General features: G+C 74.7%; 13 protein-coding genes. 11 read left to right on the top strand and 2 right to left on the bottom strand.

Annotation, left to right across the window (positions count from 1 at the left end):
* Positions 1–67: 67 nt before the first annotated feature.
* Positions 68–1,165, top strand: coding sequence for a DegT/DnrJ/EryC1/StrS family aminotransferase (locus ABII15_RS15515; RefSeq protein WP_353942915.1), 1,098 nt, complete (start codon positions 68–70; stop codon positions 1,163–1,165).
* Complete coding sequence (locus ABII15_RS15510) at positions 1,165–2,184, top strand: Gfo/Idh/MocA family oxidoreductase (protein WP_353942914.1); 1,020 nt, start codon at positions 1,165–1,167, stop codon at positions 2,182–2,184. Before ABII15_RS15515 ends, ABII15_RS15510 begins: the two co-directional genes overlap by 1 nt.
* Positions 2,185–2,377: 193 nt before the next feature.
* On the opposite strand, the gene ABII15_RS15505 is transcribed toward ABII15_RS15510, so the two are convergent.
* Positions 2,378–3,655, bottom strand: a complete 1,278-nt coding sequence (locus tag ABII15_RS15505) for a hypothetical protein (RefSeq protein WP_353942913.1) — start codon at positions 3,653–3,655, stop codon at positions 2,378–2,380.
* 177 nt (positions 3,656–3,832) lie between these two features.
* Between ABII15_RS15505 and ABII15_RS15500 the strand changes: the two genes are divergently transcribed.
* Both ABII15_RS15500 and ABII15_RS15495 read left to right on the top strand, forming a co-directional pair.
* Positions 3,833–5,398 (top strand): glycosyltransferase family 4 protein, encoded by a 1,566-nt coding sequence (locus ABII15_RS15500; RefSeq protein WP_353942912.1) that lies wholly within the window; start codon positions 3,833–3,835, stop codon positions 5,396–5,398.
* Positions 5,399–5,400: 2 nt separating this feature from the next.
* On the top strand, positions 5,401–6,729 hold the full coding sequence (locus ABII15_RS15495) for a nucleotide sugar dehydrogenase (RefSeq protein WP_353942911.1): 1,329 nt from the start codon (positions 5,401–5,403) through the stop codon (positions 6,727–6,729).
* Here the strand turns inward: ABII15_RS15495 and ABII15_RS15490 are convergent.
* Positions 6,716–7,333 carry an acyltransferase gene (locus tag ABII15_RS15490; protein ID WP_353942910.1) on the bottom strand — a complete coding sequence of 206 codons (618 nt, stop codon included), beginning with the start codon at positions 7,331–7,333 and terminating at the stop codon, positions 6,716–6,718. The genes ABII15_RS15495 and ABII15_RS15490 overlap by 14 nt on opposite strands.
* A gap of 40 nt (positions 7,334–7,373) precedes the next feature.
* Between ABII15_RS15490 and ABII15_RS15485 the strand changes: the two genes are divergently transcribed.
* The 7 genes from ABII15_RS15485 (at position 7,374) to ABII15_RS15455 (ending at position 20,528) form a co-directional block, all read left to right on the top strand.
* A complete protein-coding gene (locus tag ABII15_RS15485) occupies positions 7,374–8,981 on the top strand; it encodes a glycosyltransferase (protein WP_353942909.1) in 1,608 nt (535 codons plus the stop codon).
* 56 nt (positions 8,982–9,037) lie between these two features.
* The gene (locus ABII15_RS15480; RefSeq protein WP_353942908.1) at positions 9,038–10,909 is read left to right on the top strand and encodes a hypothetical protein; all 1,872 of its coding nucleotides are present in this window, start codon (positions 9,038–9,040) and stop codon (positions 10,907–10,909) included.
* Positions 10,909–12,042, top strand: a complete 1,134-nt coding sequence (locus ABII15_RS15475; protein ID WP_353942907.1) for an acyltransferase — start codon at positions 10,909–10,911, stop codon at positions 12,040–12,042. The genes ABII15_RS15480 and ABII15_RS15475 overlap by 1 nt, the downstream gene beginning before the upstream one ends.
* Positions 12,043–12,102: 60 nt before the next feature.
* On the top strand, positions 12,103–12,918 hold the full coding sequence (locus tag ABII15_RS15470; RefSeq protein ID WP_353942906.1) for a TylF/MycF/NovP-related O-methyltransferase: 816 nt from the start codon (positions 12,103–12,105) through the stop codon (positions 12,916–12,918).
* 193 nt (positions 12,919–13,111) lie between these two features.
* Complete coding sequence (locus ABII15_RS15465; RefSeq protein WP_353942905.1) at positions 13,112–16,648, top strand: CDP-glycerol glycerophosphotransferase family protein; 3,537 nt, start codon at positions 13,112–13,114, stop codon at positions 16,646–16,648.
* Positions 16,645–19,374: a CDP-glycerol glycerophosphotransferase family protein gene (locus ABII15_RS15460; RefSeq protein WP_353942904.1), complete on the top strand. Its 2,730-nt coding sequence runs from the start codon at positions 16,645–16,647 to the stop codon at positions 19,372–19,374. Before ABII15_RS15465 ends, ABII15_RS15460 begins: the two co-directional genes overlap by 4 nt.
* Entirely contained in the window at positions 19,374–20,528 is a 1,155-nt protein-coding gene (locus ABII15_RS15455; protein ID WP_353942903.1) for a glycosyltransferase, read from the top strand. Before ABII15_RS15460 ends, ABII15_RS15455 begins: the two co-directional genes overlap by 1 nt.
* The last annotated feature ends 111 nt before the right edge of the window (positions 20,529–20,639 follow it).

Here is a 20,639-nt window from a genome sequence, read left to right as displayed (position 1 = left end):
ACTCCGGTCGTCCCGGAGGAGTTGACCTCGCGCCGAGTTGTCATCTCCGGACGGAGTGGTGTCAGTGATGTCGTCGAGTGGGGTTCCCGCACCGATCCCGCCCGCGCGCCCCGTCATCGGGGACGCCGAGATCGAGGCGGCCGTGCGCGTCCTGCGCACCGGCCGCGTCGTCCAGGGGCCCGAAGTGGCCGCCTTCGAGGAGGAGTTCGCCGAACTGGTCGAGGGGCGGTCCTGCGTCGCGGTCAACTCCGGCACCTCCGCACTCCAGTTGACCCTGCTCGCGCTCGGCGTCGGCGGCGGCGACGAGGTGATCGTCCCCTCCTTCTCCTTCGCCGCGACCGCCAACGCCGTCCGCCTGGTCGGGGCCGAGCCCGTCTTCGCCGACATCGACCCGCGCACGTACTGCGTGGACCCGGACGCGGTCGCCGCGCTGGTCGGCCCGCGCACGGCGGCGATCATGCCGGTCCACCTCTACGGACACCCCGCCGCCCTGGACCGGCTGACCCCGGTCGCCGAGCGGCACGGCCTCGCCCTCGTCGAGGACGCCTGCCAGGCGCACGGCGCGGCCCTGCACGCCCGCCCGGCCGGCGCGCACGGCGTCGCGGGCTGCTTCAGCTTCTACCCGACCAAGAACATGCACGCCCTCGAAGGCGGCATGGTCACCACGGCCGACCCCGAACTCGCCCGCACCCTGCGGCTGTTGCGCAACCAGGGCATGGAGCAGCCGTACGTGAATGAGATTGTCGGCGCCAACATGCGGATGACGGACGTGAACGCCGCCGTCGGGCGCGTCCAGCTCGCCCGCCTCACGGAGTGGACCGAGCGGCGCCGTGCCAACGCCAAGCGGCTCGACGCCCTGATCACGGCCGACGCGGTGACCACGCCGTACGTCGCCGACGGCGCCCGGCACGTCTACCACCAGTACACGCTGCGGGTGCCGGAGCGGGACCGGTTCCGGGCGGAGCTGGCCGCGCGGGGCGTGGGCAGCGCTGCCTACTACCCGACGCCCATCCACCGCCTCGCCCCCTACAGCACCGGCGACCGGCTGCCCGAGACGGAGCGGGCCGCCGCCGAGGTGCTGTCGCTGCCGGTCCATCCCGGGGTCACCGACCGCGAGATCGAGCACATCGCCGACGCCGTCGACTCCGTCGCCGGGAGCCTGTGATGGGCGGCGCACGGCTGCGCGCCGGGCTCATCGGCCTCGGCGCCATGGGCCGCAACCACGCCCGCGTCCTCGGCCTCCTCGACGGGGTCGACCTGGTCGGCGTGACGGACCCGGCGGGCGGCACCCTCGCCGACGGCACCCCGGTCGTGCCGACCCTGGACGAACTCCTCGCGCTGCGCCCGGACTACGCCGTCGTCGCCTGCCCGACCGCCCTGCACGAAGAGGTCGGGATGGCCCTCGCCGCGCACGGCGTCTGCGCCCTGATCGAGAAGCCCCTCGCGCACTCGGTGGTCGCCGCCCGGCGGCTGGTCGACGCCTTCGAGACGCGGGGCCTGGTCGCGGGCGTCGGGCACATCGAGCGCTTCAACCCGGCCCTGCGCAACCTCCGCACCCGCCTGGAGGCCGGCGAACTCGGCGAGGTCTTCCAGGTCGTCACCCGCCGCCAGGGCCCCTTCCCGCACCGCATCGCCGACGTCGGCGTGGTGAAGGACCTCGCCACGCACGACATCGACCTCACCGGCTGGGTGACCGGCCAGGAGTACGCGTCGGTGTCGGCCCGCACCCTCAGCAAGAGCGGCCGCGCGCACGAGGACATGGTCACCGTCACCGGCGACCTCGCCGACGGCACCCTCGTCAGCCACCTCGTCAACTGGCTCAGCCCCCTCAAGGAGCGCTTCACCGCGGTGACGGGGGAGCGCGGCTGCTTCGTCGCCGACACCCTCACCGCCGACCTGACCTACTACGCCAACGGCGCCGTCACCACCGAGTGGGAGGCGCTGCGCGCGTTCCGCGGGGTCAGCGAGGGCGACATGATCCGTTACGCGACCCCCAAGCGGGAGCCGCTGCTCGTGGAGCACGAGCAGTTCCGCGACGCGGTGGCGGGCGGGGGGTCGTCCGGCGTCGTCACGTTGCGGGAGGGGTTGCGCACGGTGGAGGTGGCCGCGGCCGTGCTGGAGTCGGCGCGGGAGCGGGTGTCTGTGCGGTTGCCCGCGGCGCGCCGGGAGCCCACAGGGGCCTGACCGCCGCCGTGACCGGGTGACCGTCTTCCGCGCGGTTCCCCGCGCCCCTGTGGGGTTCGGTCGGCTGACGGCCGGTGGCCTCTTCTCGCGCAGTTCCCCGCGCCCCTGAGGCAAGCGCTTCGCGCAGCCTCCCCTGAAGGCCGTAGGCCTTTCAGGGGCGCGGGGAACTGCGCGACCAGCCACCCACCGGCCGTCAGCCGGCCGACGAACCGGCCTCGACCGGGACGCGGTCCGCGCGCTCCGCCGGGGGCTCCGGCGTACGGGGCCGAGGCGCACGCCCCCGCAACGCCCCGGGCACGAACGGCAGGCCCAGGGCCACGGGCAGCCAGCCCAGCACCCCGAGCCGCTCCGCCTCCCCGGCCAGGGGATGCGCCGCGATCTGGGCGAAGCCGACCAGGGCGACGGCACAGCAGAGGCCCCCGAGCGCGGGGGAGCGCAGGCGCAGCGCCCAGACGGCCGCCCCGGTGAGGACGAGGTAGGCCGGCCGCGCCGCCTGCTCGCCCCACCACCCGCTCCAGAACGCCGTGTTCAGGTGCCACAGCCGCGACCACGGGTCCGGGACCGGCGCGCTCGTGAAGTGCACGGTGAAGGTGTCCTGGAGCGTGACCGCGGTGGACGGCAGCCCGAGCAGTGGCACGGCGCCTGCGCACAGGAGAAGCCCCGCCCCGGCGATCCCCGCCGCCCGCCAGAAACCGTCCGCGCACCGGCCCGCCCGGACCCGTGCCGCCCCGTGCGCGGCCAGGGCCGCCGCGAGCGCCGCGCACAGCGGCAGTGCCGTGGAGTAGCGGACCAGGAAGCACCCGGCGAGGGCGCCCGCCATCAGCAGGGCGTGCGGTAGCCGCCCGGCGCCGCGCACCAGCCCGACCGCGCCCCACAGCGCGGCGAGCACACAGGCCAGCACCAGCCCCTCGGTGAGCGGCTGGAGCGACCACCAGCCCAACGGCGAGGCCAGCAGCACGACTTGACCGGCCGCCGAAGTCCGCCTGCCCAGGCCCGCGGCCCGCAGCACCCCGAACGCCAGCAGCGCGCAGCCCGCCGCCGTGACCAGCCCGTGCGCCCGCAGCCCGTCCGCGAGGCCGAACCCGGCGACGAACGGCACCAGCGTCCAGGGATAGGCCCACCGGCTCCCGAAGACCGACTGGTAGCGGGGATCGAGGGTGGTGACGTCGCCGCTGCGCGCGTACGCCCGCAGGCACGCCTCCTCCCGCGCCGCCCGGAAGGACACCGGCTCCGGCGGCCGGGGCCGCAGCGCCGCCTCCCGCGCCGCCCGCTCGGCACGGTCCGCGCAGAACGGCGCGAGCGCGGCGGCGTAGGCGTCGGCCCGCCCGGCGCCCAGATGCCGCTCGGCGGCGCGCGCGTACCGCGTGGAATCGGGCCAGACGGTGGGCCCGGTGCCCACGATCAGCTGGAGCAGGACGTAGACGACGGGGACCAGCAGCGACAGCGCCGCGCGGGTGCCGGGGGTCTTCATGGGGTGACTCCGGGGAGCGGGGAGGACGGCTCCGTGGTCCAACGAGCCCGGGCACCGGCCGGGCTGCTCCACACGGGTGACGCCGCACCCCGCCGCGTAGCGGCCCCGTACCGGCGTCGTTGGAACGACCGGGGCGGAGCCCCCGGCTCCGCCCCAGCGACGACACAAGGACAGAGCGTGCGAGACGACACGGCCCCCGGACCGGCAGAACAGACCGAGGGCGGCGGACGCCGCGTCGTGATGCTGGTCGACAACGCCGTCGAAGGGGACTCCCGCGTACAGAAGGCGGCCCGCTCGATGGCCGACGCGGGCTGGCGGGTGACGCTGCTCGGGCAGTCGCCCGACCACAGGCCGCGCCGGTGGCGGCTCGGCGCCGCCGAGGTCCGGCTGCTGCCGATGAGCAAGCAGCTCAACGCCCGGCGCAACCAGTTCCGCCGCCCGTGGCTGCGCCGCCCGCTCGCCCACCGCCCCGGCGGCATCGCCGACTACCGGGTCGCCCAGGCGAAGGCGTGGCGCGCCGACCTGCTGGCCCGGCGGGTCTTGGAGGGCCGGAGCCTGCGGCTGCGCAGGCTCGCCGCGCAGGTGATGGTCCGCTGGACCCGGCTGCGCCGCGACCAGCTGGAGCGGGCCCGCGCCGCGCGCAAGGGACTCGACGGGCCGGTCGACCGGCTGTGGGCCTGGGGGGTGCGCCGCTGCATGGGGCACCGCGCCTGGCGCCGCCTCGAACCGTACCTCTGGGACTACGAGTTGACGTTCGGGCCCGCCGTCGACGCCCTGCGCCCCGATCTGATCCACGCCAACGACTTCCGGATGATCGGCGTCGGCGCCCGCGCGGTGGCCCGTGCCCGGGACCGGGGCCGGACCGTCAAGCTGGTCTGGGACGCCCACGAGTACCTGCCCGGCATCAAGCCCCGTGCCTCGCACGGTCGTTGGCTGCCCGCGCACGTCGGCCACGAGCGCGAGTACGCCCGGTACGCGGACGCGGTCGTCACCGTCTCCGACAGCCTCGCCGAGCTGCTGCGGCGCGAGCACCGGCTGCCCGAGACCCCCGCGGTCGTGCTCAACGCCCCCGGCGGCGAGGCACCGGAGGACCACGACGGGCCGGTCCCCGATCTGCGCGCCCTGTGCGGCGTCACCGCCGACACCCCGCTGCTCGTCTACAGCGGGGCACCGGCCGAACAGCGCGGCCTGCGGACCGTGATCGAGGCACTGCCCCGACTGCCGGACGCGCACGCGGCGTTCGTCGTGCTCGCGCCACGGGGCGCGTACATGAAGGGTCTGCTCGCCCGCGCCGCCGAACTCGGTGTCGCCGAGCGGGTGCACGCCCTGCCGTACGTCCCGCACTGGCAGGTCGTCGACTTCCTGTCCGGCGCCGACGTCGGCCTCATCCCGATCCACCACTGGCCCAACCACGAACTGGCGCTCATCACGAAGTTCATGGAGTACGCGCACGCCCGGCTGCCCATCGTCGTCAGCGATGTGCGGACCATGGCCGACAAGGTCCGCGAGACCGGGCAGGGCGAGGTGTTCCGCGCCGAGGACACCGACGACTTCGTGCGCGCGGTCCGCGCCACGCTCGCCGCCCCGGAGCGCTACCGCGCCGCGTACGACACCCCTGGCCTGCTGGACGCCTGGACCTGGCAGGCGCAGGCCCAGGTGCTCGACACCGTGTACCGGCACCTGCTGTGCGCCGAGGTGCCGGGACGGACCGCCGCGCCCACCTCCCCGATCGGAGTCAACTAGTCATGCGTATCTGTGTAGTGGCCCTCGGCAAGATCGGCCTTCCGCTGGCCGTCCAGTTCGCCGCCAAGGGCCACGAGGTCCTCGGCACGGACGTCGACGAGCGGGTGGTGACCCTCGTGAACGACGGGGTGGAGCCCTTCCCCGGCGAGCACGAACTCGACGTGCGCCTGAAGAAGGCGGTGGCCGACGGGCGGCTGAGCGCCACCACGGACACGGTGTCGGCCGTCGCCGTCTCCGAGGCCGTCGTCATCGTCGTCCCGCTGTACGTCGACGCCGACGGCACCCCCGACTTCGCCTGGATGGACGCCGCCACCCGCGACGTCGCCGAGGGCCTGCGGCCCGGCACCCTCGTCTCCTACGAGACCACGCTCCCGGTCGGCACGACCCGTACCCGCTGGGCGGCGATGCTGGAGGAGATCTCCGGGCTGCGCGCGGGCCGCGACTTCAGCCTGGTGTTCAGCCCCGAACGCGTCCTGACCGGGCGGGTGTTCAGCGATCTGCGCCGCTATCCGAAGCTGGTGGGCGGCGTCGACGTGGCCTCCGCCCGCGCGGGCGTCGACTTCTACGAGTCCGTCCTCGACTTCGACGTACGCGACGACCTGCCCCGCCCCAACGGCGTCTGGGACCTGGGCTCGGCCGAGGCCGCCGAACTGGCCAAGCTCGCCGAGACGACGTACCGCGACGTGAACATCGGCCTGGCCAACCAGTTCGCGCGGTTCGCGGACAGCGCCGGGATCGACGTCCTGAAGGTCATCGAGGCCTGCAACTCCCAGCCGTACAGCCACATCCACCAGCCGGGCATCGCGGTCGGCGGCCACTGCATCCCCGTCTATCCGCGGATGTACCTGTGGAACGACCCCGGGGCGAGCGTCGTCGCGGCCGCGCGCGAGGCCAACGCCGCGATGCCCGGGTACGCCGTCACCCGGCTCGCCGAGGCGTACGGGGACCTGGCCGGCGCCGAGGTCCTGGTGCTCGGCGCCGCCTACCGGGGCGGCGTCAAGGAGACCGCGTTCTCCGGGGTGTTCGGCGTGGTCGGCGCGCTCCGCTCGGCCGGGGCCGTGCCCTGCGTCAGCGACCCGCTGTACTCCGACGAGGAACTGGCCGCCCTCGGCCTCACCCCGTACGCGGGCCAGGAGGTGACGGCCGCCGTCGTCCAGGCCGACCACGCCGAGTACCGGGAGACGGGCGTCGCGGACCTCCCCGGCGTACGGGTCCTGGTCGACGGCCGCCGGATCACCGACCCGGCGCGCTGGCCCGGGGTCCGCCGGATCGTGCTCGGGGCCCCGGCGCCCGCGGAGGAGGCGTACGTCACGCCGCTCAGGCCTCGGTGAGGCGGCCCGGGGCGGGCTCCTCGTAGCGGGCGCCCGTGCGCGGGCACTGCCAGGTGCCGGGCGCCACCTCCTGGAGCCGCTCCCCGGCACGCCCCACCCAGCCGATCCACCGCGCGGGCACGCCCGCCACGAGCGCGAAGTCCGGGACGTCGCGGGTGACGACCGCGCCCGCCGCGACCATCGCCCAGCGCCCGACGCGCACCGGCGCCACGCACACCGAGCGCGCCCCGAGCGAGGCGCCCTCCGCCACCGTCACCCCGACCGGCTCCCAGTCGGCGGCGCCCTTCGCGCGGCCACGGGGGTCGACGGCGCGGGGGTTGTGGTCGTTGGTGAGGACCACGGCGGGCCCGACGAACACCCCGTCGGCCAGGGTCGCCGGCTCGTACACCAGCGCGTAGTTCTGGATCTTGACGTTCGCGCCGACGGAGACGCCCGTACCGAGGTAGGCGCCACGGCCCACGACACAGCCCTCGCCGAGGCGCGCGCCCTCGCGGATCTGCGCCAACTCCCAGACCCGGGTGCCGGATCCGAGGGCCGCGGACTCGTGCACCTGGGCGCCGTCGGCGATGCGGACAGAGGAGGTGGGAACGTTCGTGGTCGTCATGGACTGTGCAACGAGTGACGTGCGCGGTCGTTTGCACCACATGCAGAACATTCCCGGCCGCGCGCCGGATGTCACGGCCCCCCAGGACGGCCCGGACATCCCGGACGTCAGTGTCGTCGTCGCCGTCTACAACACGATGCCGTACCTCACCTCGTGCCTGACCTCGCTCGTCGGGCAGAGCATCGGGACGGAACGCATCGAGATCGTCGCCGTGGACGACGGGTCGACCGACGGCAGCGGCGCGGAACTCGACCGGTTCGCCCGGCTCCACCCCGGCGTCCTCACCGTCGTCCACCAGGCCAACTCGGGCGGCCCCGCGGCCCCCAGCAACCGGGCCCTCGACCTCGCGCGCGGCCGGTACGTGATCTTCGTGGGCGCCGACGACCACCTGGGCCCCGAGGCGCTGGAGCGGATGGTGGCCGCCGCCGACCGGCTCGGCTCCGACATCGTGCTCGGCCGGATGGTCGGCGTGAACGGCCGCTGGGTGTCGCAGGCCGTCTACGGCGAGAGCCGCGACGAGATCACCCTGTACGAGTCGGCGCTGCCCTGGGCGCTGTCCAACACCAAGCTGTTCCGGCGGGAGCTGATCGAGGAGCACGGGCTGCGGTTCGCCGAGGACCTGCCGGTGCTGAGCGACCAGCCGTTCACCCTGGAGGCCTGCTTCCGGGCCGGGCGGATCACCGTACTCGCCGACTACGACTACTACTTCGCGGTGCGCCGCGACGACGAGACCAACGCCACCGTCTCCTTCCGCGCCCTGGACCGGCTCACCGGCACCCGGCGGCTGTTCGAGCTGACCCGGCGGATGGCCGAGCCCGGGCGCGGCCGCGAGTGGATCCACCAGCGCCACTTCACCTGGGAGGTGGCGCGGCTGATCAGCCCCGAGTTCCTGGACCTCGGCGCCGACGAGCAGCGGCGGGTGTGCGACGGGGTCGGCGCGCTGCACCGCGACTACGCGAGCCCGTACGCCCTGAAGAAGCTGTCGGACCGGCAGCGGCTGCTGCTGAGACTCGCGGACAAGGGCCATCTCGACGCCCTGAAGGGTGTGTTGACGTGCGCGGCCGGGAACGGTCCGCCGGTCGTCGTCGACGAGGGGCGCGCCTACGCGGGCTACCCCTGCTTCCGCGACCCCGAACTCGGCCTGCCCGACGCGTGGTTCGACATCACCAAGGACACCCGCACCCGGTTCGCCGAGCAGGAGTTCACCCCGGCCGAGACCCGGCTGACGGAGACCGGCCTGGAGATCGTGGCCCGCAGCTCGCTCGCCGACCTCGCGGACTTCGGCGCGGGCACGGTGCGCGCCGAGACCGCCCTGGAGCGCGCCGGGGAGCAGGTGGTGAAGTCGTACGACGCCGAGGTGGCCGCCGACGGCGAGGGCAGCGTCGTCCGGTTCACGCTGCCGCTGAGCGAACTGTTCCCGCACAAGGACGCGCCCTGGGAGCGGTGGAGCGTCCGGCTGGTGGCGAGCGCGCTCGGCGAGAGCCCCGAGGTGCCGGTCGCGCCGCTGCCCACGGAGGCCCGGGTGCCCCGGCCGCGCCGGCACCGGATGCGGCCCTACGGCGTCGGGGTCGCCACCCCGGGCGCGAGCGAGCTGCGGATCACCGTGCGGCAGCTTCCCGTGCGCGAGCTGCTGCGGGCGCGGGCCTGATCACCCGGGTGGTCCAGTACAAGTGACCGAATCGGCTCCGCGGTGTTGGTCAGTGGATGAAGATCTTGCTGCGCCCTCCCACGGCGACCGCTCTGACCGCATGGACGGCCCTGGTCCGTCCGGCCTCCCCCCGGGTGCCCGCCGCCCGCCGGCCCGGTGCCCCGCCGGGCGGCGGGCCCGCGCGCTGGGCCGTCCCCGCCGCCGTCCTCGCCGGCACCGCGCTCGTCGGACTGCGGGCCGCCTCGCTCGGCCAGTGGATCGTCGACGACGCCGCCGTCACCTTCGCCTACGTCCGCAGCGTCGGCGAGGGCCTCGGCCCGGTCCAGCAGGCCGGGTCCGCGCCCGTCGAGGGGTACTCCAACCCGGCGTGGCTGCTCCTGCTGCTCGTCGGACGCACCCTGCGCCTCTTCGACCGGGGCGGCTGGGCGGGGGTGAGCGACCTCGCGCTCTTCCCCAAGGCGCTCGCCCTGCTCTGTGTCGCGGGCACCCTCGCCTGTGTCGGGGGAGTGGCCCGCGCGGCCCTCCCGCGCCGAGCCTGGCTCGTGGTGCTCGGCACGGGCGTGCTGCTCGCCGCCAACCTCAGCTACGTGGTGTGGTGCTTCTCCGGCCTGGAGAACTCCCTGTACGGGCTGTGCGCCGCCGCGCTCGCCCTGGTCCTGGTGCGCGGCAGCGGGCTCAAGGGGGCCTGCGCGGCCGCCGGGATCACCCTGCTCGCCGCGCTCACCCGCCCCGACGGCGCCGTCCTCGCCGCCGCCTGGCCGGTAGCCGTCCTGCTGCTGCGCCGCCCGCGCGCGCTGCGCGACGCGGCCTTCAACTGCGCGCTGTTCGGCGCCGGTTACGGGACCTTCCTGCTGTGGCGGCACGCCGTCTTCGGGCTGTGGGTGCCCAACACCGCCGTCGCCAAGGCCCAGCAGCCGCCCGAACTCGCCGACCTGGCGAAGGTCGGCGACCTGATCGGGTACGCGGGCTGGGCGCTCGTCCTCGTCTGCGCGGGCTGCGCCGGGCTCGCCCTCGGCCGGCCGGGACCCGCCCGCCGCGCCGTCGCCCTACTCTGCCTGCCGCTCGCGCTCGCCCTTCTCGCGTACGGGGCGCTCGCGCCGGACTGGATGCCGCTGTACCGGTTCGCCACCCCGGTGTGGGTGCTCGGCTCGGCCGTCGCCGCGCTCGCCGTCACCGCCGCGTGCGGGGAGGCGCCGGTGCGGGCCAGGGCCCTGGTCGCCTGCGCGCTCGGCGGGGCGCTCACCCTGTCGCTGGCCGGACAGGACGTGCGCGACAAGGAGTTCACCGCCGAGCCGACCCTGTCCATGTGCTGGGTCGCCGACCGCTACGGCCGCCTCTTCGACTCATACGCCGACCGGCTCGGCCTGCGCCGCGACGCCACGGCCGCCCTGCCCGACCTCGGCGGCACCCTGCTCACCAGCAGGCTGAAGATCGTCGACGTCGCCGGGCTCACCGACCGGCGGATCGCTGACGCCTACGCCGCCCGCGACAGGGCCGCCCTCACCGGCTATCTCCTGAACGAGGTGCGGCCCGAACTCCTGCACGTCCACGCCGCGTGGCCGGGCCGCTCCGGGCTGACCGCACAGCGGCTGACCGACGCCGGGTACGTGCGCCTGTACCGCGAGAGCAACGGCGGCGACTGGGTCCGGGCCACCGCCGTCCCCGGCGGCATCGCGCGCATCGCCGCCGTACGCGCCTGGGCGAAGCCCCGTATCGACCGCATGCGGCACGCCAAGCACCACGAGCGCGGTGAACTCGGCGACTGCGGCGCCCGGCTCGTGCCCGGGCAGGCCGCCCGGGCCGCCGTCGCGGAGGTCCCGCCGCCGCGGCCAGGACCGCCGGGGCGGCTCGTGCCCGCGCGGCCCATCCCGCTGGCCCCGCCGCACGCCCCGGCCGCACCCGCGCCCGCCGTCGCACGGGAGGCGTGATGACCAGCGCGCTGCTCCCGCACCAGCCCGCGCTGCGGCCGCGCGCCGCCGTGCCGCGCGCCGACCGGCTCGACTCGCTCACCGGGCTGCGCTTCCTCGCCGCGCTCGCCGTGTTCGTCCACCACTTCACCGGCGCGAGCCCGTCCGGCGGCGTCGCCCACACACCGGCCCTCTTCCCGTACTCGACGATGGGCGTCAACGGCGTCGGGTTCTTCTTCGTGCTGTCCGGGTTCCTGCTGGCCTGGGGGCACCGCTCCGGGACGGCCGCCAGGACCTTCTACTGGCGGCGCGCGGGCCGGGTGCTGCCGCTGCACCTCGCGGCCACCGTCCCGTGCGTCTGGGTGTTCCACTTGTGGGGCGGGGTGCCCTGGGACCTGCCCAGCTTCCTCGCCTCGCTGGTGCTCGTGCAGACCTGGTTCCCCGGCGTCGTCCCGATGTTCCCGGGCAACGGCGTCTCCTGGACGCTCAGCGTCGAGGCCTTCTTCTACCTGCTGTTCCCGCTCGCGATCCGCGTCGCCTACCGGCTGCGCACCCGCACCCTGCTCGCCCTGTGCGCCGCCGGGCTCCTCGCCATGTGGGGCGTCGGCCTCTGGGCCGCGACGCACCTCTCGCCCTTCCTCGGTGAGTGGCTGATGCGGCATCCGCTCGCGCGGCTGCCGGAGTTCGCGCTCGGCATGAGCCTGGCGCTCGCGGTGGGACGCGGGCTGCGGATCCCGGTGCGGCCCGGCCCGCTGGCCGCCGTCTTCGCCGCCTACACCGTCGTGTACGCCCACCGCGGCGACTGGTTCGGACCGGGCGTCGTCCAGCAGTTCGACTGCTCGGTGCGGCCGTTGGTGGCCCTGTTCTCCGGACTGCTGATCGTCGCGTGCGTGCGGCGCGAGCGCTCCGGGGTGCGCGGCTGGCTGTGCGGGCCGCTGATGGTGCGGCTCGGCGCCTGGTCGTACGCCTTCTACCTGCTGCACCAGACCGTGAACCGGTTCGTCCTCGACCACTGGGGGCGCGCGGCGCCGGGCGACCAGAACGTGCTCACGCTCATCGGGGTCGCCACCGTCGTCGTCGGCCTGTCCTGGGCCGCGTACACCTACGTCGAGGAACCCGCCCGGCGCTGGTGGTACCGCCGTCAACCCACTTAGAGTGACGGAGGATTGACGCATCGTGACAGGAAGGGTGAATTGCGCGTAGTGTCCCGCCCCATGGCATGGAAGAACGCCGTCAACGGCGCACTCCGCACCCTGACCGGATACCAGCTGACGCGCCCCCAGGTACCCGCCCCGCGCGTCGCCGCGCAGCCCGTCCCCGCCGCACCGGCGGCGCCCGCGCGGCCGAAGGAGCTCAGACTTCCGGCCGACTACGACGACGAGGCCAAGGAGATCATCCGCGCGGTGAAGCCGTGGACGATGACGTCCCCGGAGCGGCTCAACGCGTTCGTCCTCGCCACCCGGCACGTCGTCGAGCACGACATCCCCGGCGACATCGTCGAGTGCGGCGTGTGGCGCGGCGGCTCCATGCAGGCCTGCGCCAGGGCGCTGCTCGGCCGCGGCGCCACCGACCGCGACCTGTATCTCTTCGACACCTACGACGGCATGACGCCGCCCACCGACGAGGACCTGCGGCGCGACGGCACCCCCGCCTCCGACATCCTCGCCCGCAACTCCAAGGACAAGGCGATCTGGGCCTACGCGACCCTCGACGACGTCAAGTCCGGCTTCCAGCAGGTGCCTTACCCCGCCGAGCGGATCCACTTCGTCCAGGGCAAGGTCGAGGAGACCGTGCCCGGTCAGGCCCCGGAGCGGATCGCGGTGCTGCGCCTGGACACCGACTGGTACGCCTCCACCAAGCACGAACTCGACCACCTCTACGACCGGTTGGTCCCCGGCGGCGTGCTCCTCATCGACGACTACGGCTACTGGCAGGGCTCCCGCCAGGCCGTCGACGAGTTCCTGGAGCGGACCGGCGAGCGGCTGCTCCTGCTCCGCATGGACGAGGGACGGATCGCCGTCAAACCGTGAGGCGGCCCGCTCCCGGCCACCCGCGATCCCCGGCCCCCGCGTCCCGTGACGCGGGGGCCGGCCCGTGCTCACCCGAATGGCCCAGACCGGGTGACCGGCGAGGACGTCGCCGGTTGTTAACGAGTGAGCCATCTCCAGCACACCCGGCTCACCGCCGCTGTCCTCAGCCGTCCGGAAGGAATGTGCGCCGCGCATGACACCCCGACTCACCGTCGTCGTCCCCATCTACAACGTCGAGGACTATCTCGGCGACTGTCTGGAGTCGCTGTCGGCACAGACCATGCGCGACCTGGAGGTCGTGATGGTCGACGACGGCTCCACCGACGGCAGCGGGACCATCGCGCGCGCCCACGCCGAGCGGGACAGCCGGTTCCGGCTCGTCGAGCAGCCCAACGCCGGGCTCGGCGCCGCCCGCAACACCGGGATCCGGCACGCCACCGGCGCCCACATCGCCTTCGTGGACAGCGACGACGTGATCCCCGAGGGCGCCTACGCGCTGATGCTCGACACCCTGGAGGCCTCGGGGTCCGACTTCGTCACCGGCAACGTCTTCCGGCTGCGCGCGGACGGCTCCACCGCCCAGTCGCCGATGTTCCGCAAGATCATGGCGACCACCCGCCCCGCCACCCACGTCACCCGCGACTGGGGCCTGCTCGCCGACCGCATCGCCTGCAACAAGGTCTTCCGGCGCGACTTCTGGCAGGAGCACTCCTTCGAGTTCCCCGAAGGGGTGCTCTTCGAGGACATCCCCGTCGTGCTCCCCGCCCACTTCCGGGCGCGCAGCGTCGACGTGCTCTCCGACACGGTCTACCTGTGGCGCGACCGCGACGGCTCCATCTCCAACAAGCGCGCCGTCCCGCGCGCCATCCAGGACCGCACCGCCTCCTGCGCCTCCGCCAGCCGCTCGCTCGCCGAGCGCGAGGAGTGGCGGGAGGGCAAACGGCGCTACGACGCCAGCGTCGTCGCCGGTGACCTGTGGATGTTCATGCAGGCGCTGCCCGACGGCGACGCCGCCTACCACGAGGCCTTCCTCGACCACGTCAACTCCTTCGCGGACAGCGTCGATCCGGGCATCTTCGACGAACTCCCGCTCGGCCTGAGAGTGCGCTGGCGGCTGGTCCGGCAGCGCCGGATGTCCGAACTCCTCGCCTACATGGCGTACGAGAAGAGCAACCCCGGCGCCTTCACCGCCCGCCGCGGACTGCGCGGCCGCCGCGCCGACTTCCCCGTGCTCGGCGGCCGGCTGCCGCGCTCCGTCGTCGGCCTCGCCAAGACCGACCTGCCGCTCGACGCCCGGATCACCCGGGCCGCCTGGGACGAGGACGGCAAGCTGCGCCTCACGGGCTACGCCTACGTGCGCAACCTGCCCGCCGGGCGGCTCACTGCCCGCGCCCGCGTCGCCTGGCTGCGGGCCGGCAAGCGGCGGGCGGTGCCGCTGCGGCTGCGCACCGTCCGCTCGCGCGAGGCGACCCTCGCCTCCAAGCAGGGCCTGCACAACTACGACCGGGCCGGCTTCGAGACCGTCGTCGACCCGGCGAAGCTGGTCACCGCCCGGGCCAGCACCACCTGGAACCTGGAGCTCGGCGCCTGGGCCGGCGGCCTGCTGCCGCGCACCGGACCGGTCCGGCTGAGCGGCTCCGGCACCGTCCCGCTGCGCCACCTCGACGACGACCTGCGGGTCGTGCCCACCCTGAGCGACGGCCGGCTGCGGCTGCGCGTGGAGCGGCTCCGGGCCCGGCTCGCCGAGCACAGCTGCGACGGCGAAACCATCCGCCTGACGGGCGCCCTGGCCGCGGGGGCGGGCACCCCGCTCGCCGTCCGCGTCGAGAACTGGCGCACCAAGGAGTCCCACGACCTGCCCGTGACCTGCGACGGGCGTACCTTCACCGCCCGCGTCCCGCTCGCCCTGTTCGGCGCCGGCCGGGACGCGGCGGACCCGTGGGGCGTCGCCCTGGTCCGCGAGGGCGCCGCCTCAGGCAGCTCCGCCGACTCCGCCAAGGCCGTCTCGCTGCCGGTGCGCCCCGACATCGCCCCCGGCCGCTACGGCCTCGGCGGCGGCCGCGAGCTGATGGTGCTCGCCAACCCCTCGGGCAACACCGAACTGCGCGACCAGATCGTGCGGCCCGTCGTCGACACCGTCCGCTGGGAGGAGTGCGCCGAGGGCGAGACCTGCCGGGTCTGCGCGGACTGCCGCGAGCCCGGCGGCCATCTGCTTCTCGCGGGCAGCTATCCGCTCGGCGGGGAGCGGGAGCTGGTCCTCGCCCACGACGGCCACGGCGAACAGGCCGTCACCCCGGTCACCGTCACCGACGGCCGCTTCGAGGCCGTGCTGCGCCCGCACGCCGTCACCGGCCAGGCCGGGATCCTGCCGCTCGCCGAGGGCACCTGGCAGCTGTACCTGCGCGCGCCCGGCGACAGCGATCCCGACCGCCGGGTGCCGCTGCTGCTCGCCCCGGCCCGCCACGCCGACCTGCCGCTCCTGCGGGGCCTGCGCGGGCGGACGTTCACCGTGCAGCGCCGCCACCACGACCAGCTCGTCCTGCACTCCGGCTCCGCGCTGCCCGAGCCGGACCGCGGCCGCGCCGCCCAGGCCGCGCTGCGCGAGCGCTACGCCGCCCAGCGCACCCTGCCCCGCCGCGACGCCGTCCTCCACATCAGCTTCGACGGCCGCCAGTACTCCGACTCGCCGCGCGCCGTGCACACCGAACTCGCCGCCCGCGACACCGGCCTCGAACACCTGTGGGTGGTCCGCGACCAGCAGGTCGAGCTGCCGCCGGACGTCACCCCGGTCGTGCTGTGGAGCGCCGACTGGTACGAGGCGCTGGCCCGCTGCCGCTACGTCGTCACCAACACGCATCTGCCCGAGTGGTTCGAGCGCGCCGACGGCCAGTACGTCGTCCAGACCTGGCACGGCACCCCGCTCAAGCGGATCGGCCGCGACCTGCTCGGCAGCGCCAGCGCCGACCCGAAGTACATCGCCACGCTGCCCGCCCGCGCCGACCAGTGGTCGCTGCTCGTCTCCCCGAACAGCTTCTCCACCCCGGTGCTGCGCGAGGCGTTCGGCTACACCGGCGACGTGCTCGCCTCCGGCTACCCGCGCAACGACCTGCTGCACGCGCCCGACCGCGACAAGCTGGCCGCCGCGGTGCGCGAACGGCTCGGCGTGCCCGACGGCAGGCGGGTCATCCTCTACGCCCCGACCTGGCGCGAGAACCAGCGCCGCACCGGCGGCAAGTACGGCCTCGACCTCCAGCTCGACCTCGCCGCGGCGGAGGCGGCCCTCGGCGACGACCACGTGCTCCTCGTCCGCCGCCACTACCTCGTCGGCGGCGCCGTGCCCGAGTCCGACTTCGTCCGGGACGTCTCCCGCCACCCCGACGCCGCCGAACTCCTGCTGATCGCCGACGTGCTGGTGACCGACTACTCCTCCATGATGTTCGACTTCGCGCAGACGGGTCGGCCGATGCTCTTCCACACCTACGACCTCGACCACTACCGCGACACCCTGCGCGGCTTCTACTTCGACTTCACCGCGAAGGCGCCGGGACCGCTGCTGCGCACCAGCGACGAGGTGATCGCCGCGCTGCTCGACGCGGACGCCGCCGTCGCCGGACACCGCGACGCCCACCAGCGGTTCCGCGAGGCGTTCTGCGACCTGGACGACGGCACCGCCGCCGCGCAGGTCGCCGACGCGATGCTCGCCCACGACGTGCGCGGGGGCGGCCGATGAGCAGCGTGGAACCCGACATCAGCGTCGTCGTCGACTGCCCGCCCGGCACCGCCGCGGCCGCCCTGCGCGACACCGTCCGCTCGGTCCTCGACCAGACCCTCGCCGCCACCGAGGCCGTCCTGACCGGTGCGGGCGCCGCCGACGCGGGCGCCGCCCTCGTCGCCGACCACCCGCGGCGGGTGCGCACCGGCGCCCCGCGCGGCGGCCACGTCCTGCCCCTCGCCCCGGGCGAACTCCTGGAGCGCAACGCCTGCCGCAACCTCCTCGCCGCCGCCCGCCGCACCGACGCCGACCTGATCGCGGGCCGCTGGACCCGCCGGACCGGCAACGGCGCCAAGGACACCAAGGAGCACAGCCCCGCCTGGCAGCAGGAGCTGTACGGGCGCACGCGCGTCGTCACCGAGCCCGCCGACGCCCCCGAACTGCTCGTACGGGACGCGCTCACGGCCGGCTACGCGGTCCGGCGGACCCGGTGGGCCGAGGGCGGCACCGGCTTCGACCTCGCGCTCACCGCCCGCCGCATCGCCCTCGTCCCCAACCTGATCACCACCCGGCGCCCCGCCCCCGACCCGCTCGGCGACCTGCCGACGGCCGCCGCGGCGCAGCGCCACGCCCTGGCCCTGCTCACCGACCCCGCGCTGCGCGCCGCCCGCGCCCGCGCCTTCCTCACCGACCACGTCGTGCCGTGCGCCCGCGCCTTCCTCGGCGCCGCACCCGACCGGCGCGCCGAGCTCGCCGCCGCCTACGGGCCGTTGCTCGACGGGCTGGTCGACGAGGGCGCGCTGCGCGACCTGGAACCCCTGGAGCGGATCGCCGCGGCGCTGCTCGCCGACGGCGACGCGCAAGGGGTGCACACGGCCGCGTACGCGCTGGCCAGGCCCGGCACCGTCGTCACCGCGCAGGCCCGCCACGAGGGGCGCGCCTACTGGAGCCCGGCGCATCTGCACCCCTCGTACGACGTCACCGAACTCGGCGACGAGCACCGCCCGTTGCGCGGACTCAGGCTCCTCAACCGGGTCACCCGGTGCGCCCGCGAAGACGGCCGCCTGGTCGTCGAGGGCGCGGCCGTGCTCCCGCCCGCGCTGCGCGACACCGAGCGCACCCATGTGCTCACCGCGAGCCTCGAACTCGTCGCCCGCGGCTCGGGCGCGGGGACCGTCACCGTGCCGCTCGACGACGTACGGCTGCGCGACGACACCATCGCCTGGCGCGTCACCGTCCCGCTCACCACCGTCCTGCGCCCGCGCGGCATCGGCGACCGGAACCGGGATCCCCGCCTGCTGCTCGGCATCGACGGCGAACAGCTCGCGCCGCTCGACCTGTTCGCCGAGAAGGCGGTCGTCGACACGAAGGCGACCGCGCTCCCGGCCCGCCCGCGGCTCGGCCGGCTCACCGCCGACACCTGGCAGCCCTACGTCACCGCCGGGCACCACCTCGCGGTCTGCCTGCTGCCCCGGCGCCGCCCGGCCCGCACGGCCAACGCGCTGGCCCGCTACGCCACGAACTTCCGCCCCGCGCGCGTGATCAAGCAGCGCTGGAAGAAGCTCCGCAAGAAGTTCGCCGCCCTGCACTCCCAGCGCATCAAGACGACCGTCTACCGCCACCTGCTGCGCCGGCTGCCCGTCAGCCGCGGCACCGTCGTCTTCGAGAGCCACATGGGCAAGTGCTACGGCGACAGCCCGCGCGCCGTCCACGAGGAGCTGGTGGCACGCCGCCGCGGCGCCCGCGTCGTGTGGTCCTACGCGCAGGACCCCACCGGGTTCCCGCAGGACGCCACGCTCGTGCGCCGCTGGTCCTGGCGGTATCTGTGGGCGCTCGCCCGCGCCGAGTGGTGGGTCGACAACCAGGGCTTCCCGCACGCCCTCGACAAACCGAAGCACACCACGTACCTCCAGACCTGGCACGGCTCCGCGTACAAGCGGATGGGTCACGACGAGATCCGCCACAAGATGCAGAGCGCGCCGCAGCGCGAGCAACTGATGCGCGCCGTCGGCCGGTTCGACCGGTTCCTCGTCCGCTCCGAGCACGACGTGACCACGCTGGCCCGCGCCTACCGCATCCCCGAGGAGCGGCTGATGCGCGTCGGCTACCCGCGCAACGACCGGCTCGTCGCCGCCCGGACCCGCGACGAGCGCGAGGGCCGCTTCCCGCGCCCGGCCCTCGCCGCCGCGCTCGGCATCCCCGACCACCGCACGATCGTCCTGTACGCGCCCACCTTCCGCGGCACACCGAAGAACAAGAAGGCGCGACTGCTCCTGGACGTGCGGGAGTTCGCCGAACGGTTCGGCGACACCCACACGCTGCTCGTGCGCGCCCACTACATGGAGGCGGCGACGCTGTCCGTCACCCCGCCCGGCACCGTCGTCGACGTCTCCGGCCACCACGACGTCAGCGAACTCCTCTGTCTCGCCGACGTCCTGGTCACCGACTACTCGTCGATCATGTTCGACTACGCACTCCTGGACCGGCCCCTCGTGCACTTCGCCCCCGACCTCGACACGTACACCGCCGAGCGCGGCAGCTACTTCGACCTGCGCGTCCGCTCCGGCGGCCCGGTCGTCGACACCCAGGAGGCGCTGCACGCCACCCTCGCCCGGATCAAGGAGACGGACGCCGACTGGCAGGACAGGCGGCGCGCCTTCGCCGCCGAGTTCGGCACCTACGACGACGGGGGCGCCGCCCGCGCCGTCGTCGACGCCCTCTTCACGCGGAAGGCGGGCCGGTGATGACGACCGCCACCCGGGAACGGGACCTCTACCTCGTTGCCAACAGCACCGACGAACTCGGCGGAGTCACCGCCTGGACCCATCAGATGGCCCGCCTGTTCCAGACGGCCGGACACCGCGTGCACGTCATCGGCGTGCACCGGGCCGACCTGAAGATGGCGGTGCCGGAGACCCCCGACTACCCGGTCACCGCCCTGTACCCGGAGCACCCGCTCACCGCCCGCCCGATGCGCGGCCGGCGCCGCTTCAGCGTGCCCGCGCGGCGCCGCGAGGCCCGCAGGCTCGCCGCGAAGAAACGCGCGATCGCCGAGCTGGACACGATCCTGGGGCAGGCGCGGCCCGGCTCGGTCGTCGTCGTCACGCAGGTGTGGCCGATGGAGTGGCTGCGCGAGACCGACACCTCGCACCTCACGCTCATCGGCATGAGCCACGAGTCGTTCGCCTACTCGCGGGCCTGCCACCGCTACCACTGGGTGAAGCGGCACTACCCGCACGTCGACCGCTGGCTCGCCCTCACCCAGGAGGACGCCGACATCTGGACCGCCGAGGGCCTCGACAACGTCGGCTTCATGCCCAACGCCCTCGCTCACCTGCCCGCCGTGCCCTCGCCGCGCACGGCGAACGTCGTCTGCTCCATCGGCCGGCTCGCCGACCAGAAGGGCATCGACATGCTCCTCGACACCTGGGCGAAGGTCGCGCCGCACCGGCCCGGCTGGGAGCTGCACCTGTACGGGGCGGGCACCGACGAGCCCGCCCTGCGCCGCCAGGCCACCGAGCTGGGCCTCGACGGCTCCGTGCGCTGGCAGGGCCGCACCGACGACGTGCCGGCCGCCCTTGCCGCCTCCTCGGTGTTCGTGCAGTCCTCGCGCGGTGAAGGGTTTCCGCTGGCGCTGATGGAAGCCATGGCCAGCGGGGTGCCGTGCGCGGCGTTCGACTGCGCGCCGGGCGTGCGGGAGATCGTGCGGGACGGCGAGGACGGCCTGCTCGCGCCTGCCGGTGACCTCGACGCCCTCGCCGACCGCCTCCTCCGGCTCACCGGCAACCCCCGCCTGCGGGATGCCATGGGGGAGCGGGCCCGCGCCAATGTCCAGCGCTTCTCCGAGGCCCGGGTCCTCGACATGTGGGAGGAGCTGTTCGCCCTGCTGGAGCGCTAGCCGGTCGGGCGCGCCACCGTCGTGGCTGGTCGCGCAGTTCCCCGCGCCCCTGAGAGGCCTGCGGCCTTCAGGGGCGCGGGGAACTGCGCGAGAAGCGGCCACCGGAGCCGC

This window comes from Streptomyces sp. HUAS MG91, from assembly GCF_040529335.1.
Taxonomy (GTDB): Bacteria; Actinomycetota; Actinomycetes; order Streptomycetales; family Streptomycetaceae; genus Streptomyces; species Streptomyces tabacisoli.
Note: the sequence above shows the minus strand (reverse complement) of the source record. Positions and strands in the feature narration are given on the sequence as shown.

Bases quoted from the DNA above. Each gene is read 5' to 3' on its own strand.
- ABII15_RS15475 (WP_353942907.1), top strand. From the start codon at position 10,909: ATGACCAGCGCGCTGCTCCCGCACCAGCCCGCGCTGCGGCCGCGCGCC.
- ABII15_RS15465 (WP_353942905.1), top strand. From the start codon at position 13,112: ATGACACCCCGACTCACCGTCGTCGTCCCCATCTACAACGTCGAGGAC.
- ABII15_RS15485 (WP_353942909.1), top strand. From the start codon at position 7,374: ATGCAGAACATTCCCGGCCGCGCGCCGGATGTCACGGCCCCCCAGGAC.
- ABII15_RS15490 (WP_353942910.1), bottom strand. From the start codon at position 7,333: ATGACGACCACGAACGTTCCCACCTCCTCTGTCCGCATCGCCGACGGC.
- ABII15_RS15480 (WP_353942908.1), top strand. From the start codon at position 9,038: ATGAAGATCTTGCTGCGCCCTCCCACGGCGACCGCTCTGACCGCATGG.
- ABII15_RS15455 (WP_353942903.1), top strand. From the start codon at position 19,374: ATGACGACCGCCACCCGGGAACGGGACCTCTACCTCGTTGCCAACAGC.
- ABII15_RS15515 (WP_353942915.1), top strand. From the start codon at position 68: ATGTCGTCGAGTGGGGTTCCCGCACCGATCCCGCCCGCGCGCCCCGTC.
- ABII15_RS15470 (WP_353942906.1), top strand. From the start codon at position 12,103: ATGGCATGGAAGAACGCCGTCAACGGCGCACTCCGCACCCTGACCGGA.
- ABII15_RS15495 (WP_353942911.1), top strand. From the start codon at position 5,401: ATGCGTATCTGTGTAGTGGCCCTCGGCAAGATCGGCCTTCCGCTGGCC.
- ABII15_RS15505 (WP_353942913.1), bottom strand. From the start codon at position 3,655: ATGAAGACCCCCGGCACCCGCGCGGCGCTGTCGCTGCTGGTCCCCGTC.
- ABII15_RS15460 (WP_353942904.1), top strand. From the start codon at position 16,645: ATGAGCAGCGTGGAACCCGACATCAGCGTCGTCGTCGACTGCCCGCCC.
- ABII15_RS15510 (WP_353942914.1), top strand. From the start codon at position 1,165: ATGGGCGGCGCACGGCTGCGCGCCGGGCTCATCGGCCTCGGCGCCATG.